At 67.5% G+C, this 5,895-nt stretch carries 6 protein-coding genes; 4 read left to right on the forward strand and 2 right to left on the reverse strand.

Translation table 11 applies throughout. The annotated features are described in order from the left end of the window. From BFF77_RS36290 to BFF77_RS21150, 4 genes are all read left to right on the forward strand, one after another. Positions 1-1,459 (forward strand): HNH endonuclease signature motif containing protein (locus BFF77_RS36290; protein WP_211280288.1); only part of this gene is annotated, 1,459 nt, incomplete at its 5' end. A gap of 12 nt (positions 1,460-1,471) precedes the next feature. Continuing rightward, complete coding sequence (locus tag BFF77_RS21140; RefSeq protein WP_066952287.1) at positions 1,472-2,557, forward strand: HEAT repeat domain-containing protein; 1,086 nt, start codon at positions 1,472-1,474, stop codon at positions 2,555-2,557. 205 nt (positions 2,558-2,762) lie between these two features. Beyond that, positions 2,763-3,041 carry a hypothetical protein gene (locus tag BFF77_RS21145; protein ID WP_066952289.1) on the forward strand — a complete coding sequence of 93 codons (279 nt, stop codon included), beginning with the start codon at positions 2,763-2,765 and terminating at the stop codon, positions 3,039-3,041. Continuing rightward, a complete protein-coding gene (locus BFF77_RS21150) occupies positions 3,041-3,439 on the forward strand; it encodes a DNA-binding protein (protein WP_066952291.1) in 399 nt (132 codons plus the stop codon). Before BFF77_RS21145 ends, BFF77_RS21150 begins: the two co-directional genes overlap by 1 nt. Before the next feature lie 53 nt (positions 3,440-3,492). Here the strand turns inward: BFF77_RS21150 and BFF77_RS21155 are convergent, their stop codons facing one another. Together BFF77_RS21155 and BFF77_RS21160 are read right to left on the reverse strand one after the other, a co-directional pair. Beyond that, positions 3,493-4,266 (reverse strand): hypothetical protein, encoded by a 774-nt coding sequence (locus BFF77_RS21155; protein ID WP_141698484.1) that lies wholly within the window; start codon positions 4,264-4,266, stop codon positions 3,493-3,495. 16 nt (positions 4,267-4,282) lie between these two features. Then, a partial coding sequence (locus BFF77_RS21160) for an ATP-binding protein (RefSeq protein ID WP_066952294.1) occupies positions 4,283-5,895 on the reverse strand: 1,613 nt, incomplete at its 5' end.

The raw sequence follows: 5,895 nt of genomic DNA on the forward strand, positions 1-5,895 counted from the left end.
GGCCGGCGCCGGCCTCAACCTGCCCGCCAAGTTCGACCTCAAGGGCATCATCCAGCTCCTGGCCTCCATGCTCGGCCTGACCTGGGCCAACATCCGCGCCCGCATCACCCGCAAGGGCGTCCCCGAACAGGCCATGGCCGCCGCCGAACAGGCCGTCCCTGTCGCCCAGTCCCTCCAGAAGGAGGGCCCCGCCGGCGCCGTCGAACACATCAAGGCCTCTGTCGGCGACCTCAAAACCACGATCCTCCAGAAACTCACCTCCTACCTCATCCCCACGGTCCTGACCGCCGGAATCGCCTGGATCGTCTCGCTCCTCACCCCCGCCTCGGCCTTCGTCCGTGCCGTCAAGGGCATCATCGACATCGTCACCTTCATCGTGACCCGCGGCGCCGAGCTCATCGGCTTCGTCAACTCGGTCCTGGACGCGGTCATCGCCATAGCCAACGGCGGCCAGGGCGGAGTCCCCGCCCTCATCGAAGGCGCCCTCGCCGCGAGCATCCCCCTCCTCATCGGCTTCCTCGCCGCCCTCCTCGGCATCGGCGGCCTCGCCAACAAGGTCAAACAGGTCTTCACCGCGGTGGCCCGCCCGGTCAACAAGGCGATCGACAAAATCGTCGATTTCATCGTAAAAAAGGGCAAAGCCCTCTGGAGCAAGCTCAAGCCGCAGAAGAAGGACAAACGTAGTCCCCAGGAGCAGGAACGGGCCCTGGACGCGGCACTGCGCGACGCGCGCAGCCTGGTGAAGCCGAAGTCGGATGTGTCTGACATCGAAGGCCGTCTGCCGGCGATCAGCCGCCGGCACAAGCTGTCTTCCTTGACTCTGGTGGTGGACCAGGACACTCCGGAGCAGAAGACCATTCACTTCGAAGCGGTCATCAACCCGAAGAAGCAGAGCCCTCCGGACAAAATCACGGGTGGCGGCCCTGGTCTGTACAAGGCGCAGAAAACCGGGCCTAATGCCTTCACCGGCAAATTCAGCGATCTCTTACCTGCTGCCTGGAGCAGGTACGACGGCCTGCGGGCAGTCGATGCGCACCCGGGCAACGCTTTCCTCAAGCGTGCCGACAGCAATGTTCCTCGCCCTACGGGCGCCTACTCGGTCCCGAGTGGGAACACCGGAGGTGCCGTTTTTACGGATACCTGGCGGACCGAACTGCTCCGGCAGAAGGACATAGAAAAGGCGAAACTGGTTCAGGCGCATCCTTCCTGGACGCAACCAGGGGAGAAACATCTGGCCGAGAACGGCGCGAAGCTCGCCGTTGAGCAACAACACGGCATGGGATGGGAGGATCTACGGCTCGCCCAGGGCCGATGGGAAGAACACCACATCAAGCCGGTCAACTGGGGGGGAGGAAACGACCTGAGCAACCTGATATTCATCAGGAGTGGCCAACACAGCCCGATCACCACATTCTTCGAGAACTGGCTCAAGCCCGAAATCATGAAGGACATTCCGTAGCGGGGTGATTCCATGAATGAATTCGACAACCTAATCCAGCAGGCCATGGCGGACGAGGATGCCGAACCAGCAGTCCGGGGCTTGGTGGAGGCCGGACCAGAGGCCCTGCGTCAGGTCATGGAATATGCAAACGAGCAGGCTCGATTCCATCTTCCTGCGCTCTACGATGTGATCCGGCGCAGCACTTATCCCGATGCACTCCCCATACTCCTCGCCAATGCCGGCGCAGCAGGCTCCGGCGTGATGAGGAGTGTCTTTTACGCTCTGGCCAGGAGCGAGGGCGTGGGTGCCCTGGACTTCGTGGTGGAGCGACTGACCGACGTCTCGGAGATGTCCTCCACCCGAGCCGCCGCCGCCGAGGCGCTCCACGGCTCGTCCAGTGCGGACGCTCGCGAGGCCCTCAGCACGGTACTGGCGGAACAGCGGAACGAGCCGGACAACCCGGAATGGCCTCTGCTCCTGGTCAATACGGTCACAGCGTTGGCGACGATGAACGATCACAGCGGCGCTACGGCACTGTATCCCCTGTTCGACGCCGAGCATGACACCTGCCGGGCATTGGCGGTCGGCGCCTTCCGGATCGTGTTCGATCAGCACTCCCTGGATCATTTGTCCCGGGCGCTGGACGACCCGAGCGCGGAGGTGCGTCGAGCGGCCGTGGACCCATTGTTTCTGATCGGGTCTCCCAAGGCTGCGGGACTGCTCCTGCAAGGCGGGGAGGGAGATGAGGATCACCAAGTGCGGTACAACAGCACCATCCGCTTCGGCGACATCATGGGCCTCGCGCTCGGCGGCCCGGAGGATCTCCCCTTCGCCCGGGAGAAGTGGCGTGAAATGGGAGAGGACTTCGCTCCGGCGATCTGTTACCGCTTCGGCGAACCTATCTCCCTCGACAATCTCGTCGAAGAATTCATCGAGGAGGAAGACCTGCGCGGCAGCGTGGCCGAGGAACTACGCCTCATCACTGGAATCGACGTGCCGTCCGTTTACCTCCGGGACGGTGTCGAAGACGTGCAGCGAACCGTACTCAGTGTCTCCTTTACCGACGGGAGGATCTACAAGTGGGGATACGCGCAGCCGATGCCCCACTCCTCCTGACATTCGAGCGGCTTTCGATGGTGAGCCTCTTCGGCTCCGCTCTCGACAAATACGCAGGCATTGCTCGCCGCAGAGTGTCGCCCATCCATACCGCAGGGCCATGCACAGCAGGGGCCAGTGTCTGCTCGGCGGTAGTCATGTGATCGGCGGCGGTGTCCCCACCCCCAGCGGACTTCTCGTAGTCCATGTATTAGAATCGGCTGTCATGAGTAACGAACCGGTCTTCGGCGTTGGCGAGGGACCTACCTCGAACGTCTCTGTCAGCCTTCACGTCGGGAACATCGCGGCAGTGCGGGCTCGGGTCGGGAAGCGCGGGTTCTCGGCCTACGTGGACGCCGCAGTGCAGCGGCAGATCGAGCGGGACAACCTCGCGGAATTGACGGCCGAGCACGAGGCCGAGCACGGGGCGTTCAGTCGGGCTGAGATCAATACGGCCCGAGCCCTGCTGCGCGGCGATGCCGACAGCGAGGGGAACGCGGCCTGATGGCGCAGACAGGGACGCTCGTCCTTGACAGCGAAGGCCTGTCCAAGGCTGTGCTCAATGACCGGCAAGTCATGGGCTTGATCCGCGCTGCGGAGGAGGAGGACATGCGAGTCGTCGTCAGCGTCCTCACGCTCATCGAGGCCCATCACGGGCGTGTGAACGCGGCTCGGTTCAGTTGGACGGTCTCCCGTTTGGCGGTGGAGCCGGTCAGCGAGGAGACTGGCCGCATGGCGATGTCGCTGTTGGCCGACACCGGTCTGCACGGGCACAAATACGCCATCGATGCCGTAGTGGCGGCGACCGCGCTGCGGGCAACCGGGCCAACGGTGGTGTTGACCTCGGATCCCGAGGACATGGTGATGCTCTGCGGCAACCGGGTGCGCGTCGTCAAGGTGTGAGGATAGCGGGAGGGACAGTCACGCGCGTGCAACCGCCGGCCCGGTCCGGGGGTCTACGTCGCCCACCACACCGCCTTGTTCGTGTCGTACCGGCGGCTTGCGCTTCGGGCTGCTCGCTTTCCGCCGTTGCACGGCTGCGCGCACAGCACCCGTAAGTTGGCCGGGTCGTTGGCCCATGTCTTCGCCTCGTCGCGGGTGATCGCGCGGACGGGATGGCCGTTGACCGCCCAGCTCAGCTCCGCGGCCTTGCTCTGGACGTACGCGATGATTTCCGAGATGTGGTCGATGGTGACATGGCGATCGCCGTCCGCCGGAGTGCTGTCGCTCTTGCGGGGGATGAAGGTGGCGCACTTCGCGCACCGGTACTCGGTCCGCCCGTTGGCCAGTTGGCTGGGCGTGGCGCCGAGCACCGTGTCCACCGTGTTCGCGTCGAATCCGATGTCCCTCCTGGTGCCGCTCCAGATGCGCTCGCCGTTGGGTCCCTGGCCCGGTAGCGTCCGGGGCCGGGCCTCGGCCGGGTCGAAGCCCTGCTGCGCCTGCTGTCGCGCCGACTGCGGCCGGCCCGAGTACGGGGAGTTGTTCGCCGCCTGTCGTCTTCCGGCCCGCCGCTCCACGTGTCCGCGCTCGGGAACCTTCTGTACGACCGCCCCTCGCCCCGAGGCCAGCAGCCGCACGACCGCCGTGTTCCCGGCCGTCCGCTGGAGAGCGATGAGCGCCGCGTACGGCGAGGTGTGCGGCTCGCCTCCGCGCACCGCCGCGGCGCCACGCCGTATCCGCTCGGGCCGCCCCTCCCCCGTCACCTGTTCGTCGTAAGCACGAGCACGCACAGCGGTTCTCCTCCGGTCAGGGGACGAGCAGGTCCATGTACGGGCCGAATTCGCTGGCCAGGGTGAGGCGGCCCAGCTTCTGGTACTCACGCAGGACCGCGTGGATCAGCTGGTGCATCGTGACCGGGGAGCCGGACTCGGCGGCCGAGTAGCCGGCGGTGACGGCGATGGAACGGATGTTGCCCCCCGCGAGTTCGAAGGACTCGGCACAGAAGCGCAGGTCCAGGCCGTGGCTGTCCGGCAGCAGGGGCGCCAGGCAGCGTTCCCACAGGGCAAGGCGCTGATCGGCGTCGGGTACGGGGAAGTCGATGACCAGGTCCAGGCGGCGGGTGAAGGCGTCGTCGAGGTTGGCGCGCAGATTGGTGGCGAGGATCGCCAGGCCGTCGAAGGACTCCATGCGCTGGAGGAGGTACGCGCTCTCGACGTTGGCGTAGCGGTCGTGGGCGTCCTTGACCTCGGAGCGCTTGCCGAAGATCGCGTCCGCCTCGTCGAAGAGGAGGACTCCGTTCACTCCTGCCGCCTCCGTGAAGATCCGTTCGAGGTTCTTCTCGGTTTCGCCGACGTATTTGTCGATCACGGTGGACAGGTCGACGGTGTAGAGGTCCAGGCCGAGGTCCGCGGCGATGACCTCGGCGGACATCGTCTTGCCGGTACCGGAATCGCCCGCGAACAGCGCGACCACGCCCCGGCCGCGGGCACCGCCGGGGCGCATGCCCCACTCGCCCAGGACCCGGTCGCGGTGGCGGGCCCGTGCGCCGAGTTCCCGCAGTTGGGTGAGGACGTCGGAGGGCAGGACGAGGTCGTCCCAGCCGACGCCGGGTTCGACGCGCCGGGCGAGCCGGTCGAGGCCGGCGGCGTTCTGGGCGCGGGCGCCCAGGCGGACGTGCTCGGGCCGCAGCTCTCCCCCGTCCAGGACGGCGTTCTGGGCGGCGCTGCGGGCTGCCTGGGTGAGCTGGCCGGGGGTGAGGAGGAACGGGGAGAGGATGTTCTGGAGATTGACGGTGCCGGGTACCGGCTTTCCGTACGCGTCCTGCCAGAGGGCCGCCCGTGCTGTGGGCTCGACGCGCGGGGCACGCAGCAGGAGCGGGGGGCGGGTGGACCAGGCGGCGTCCCAGGGTGCCCGGCCGACGAGGATGACGGGGACGGGCGCCTCGGTCAACTGCCTCAGAAGCGCGACGTGTTCGCGCCCCAGAGCGTCCACCGGGGTGCAGACCAGGCCCGCACCGGTCAGCCGGGCCTCCCGGACGGCGGTACGGACAGCTTCGGCGGGGGCCGGGTCGAGCGCGAGGCGTGCCAGGTCCAGGGCGAGGGCGGGGCGGCCGGCGAGGGTGAGGGCGGTGGCGGCGAGGGCCGGTCCCGCGCCGCCCTGGTCCTCGCTCAGGTGGACGAGCGGGATCGCGGCGGCCAGCGCGCGCGCCAAGGGGGCCGCGTCCCCGGCACCGGCGACGGGCGGGCAGGGGGCGAGCAGATCGGCGACGCGGGGGTCGGGGGTGTCATCGCCGAGGAGATGCGCGGTGACCCGGTCCGGCACGCGGAGGGCACGGCCGAGGAACGGACGGTCGTGGTCCTCGGTGAGCAGGAGTCCGGTGGAGACCAGGGGGGCGGTCGCACCGAGGCGGGCGCGGGCGG

Origin of the sequence: Streptomyces lushanensis (genome assembly GCF_001700515.1) — a bacterium.
In the GTDB taxonomy this organism is placed as follows: Bacteria; Actinomycetota; Actinomycetes; order Streptomycetales; family Streptomycetaceae; genus Streptomyces; species Streptomyces lushanensis.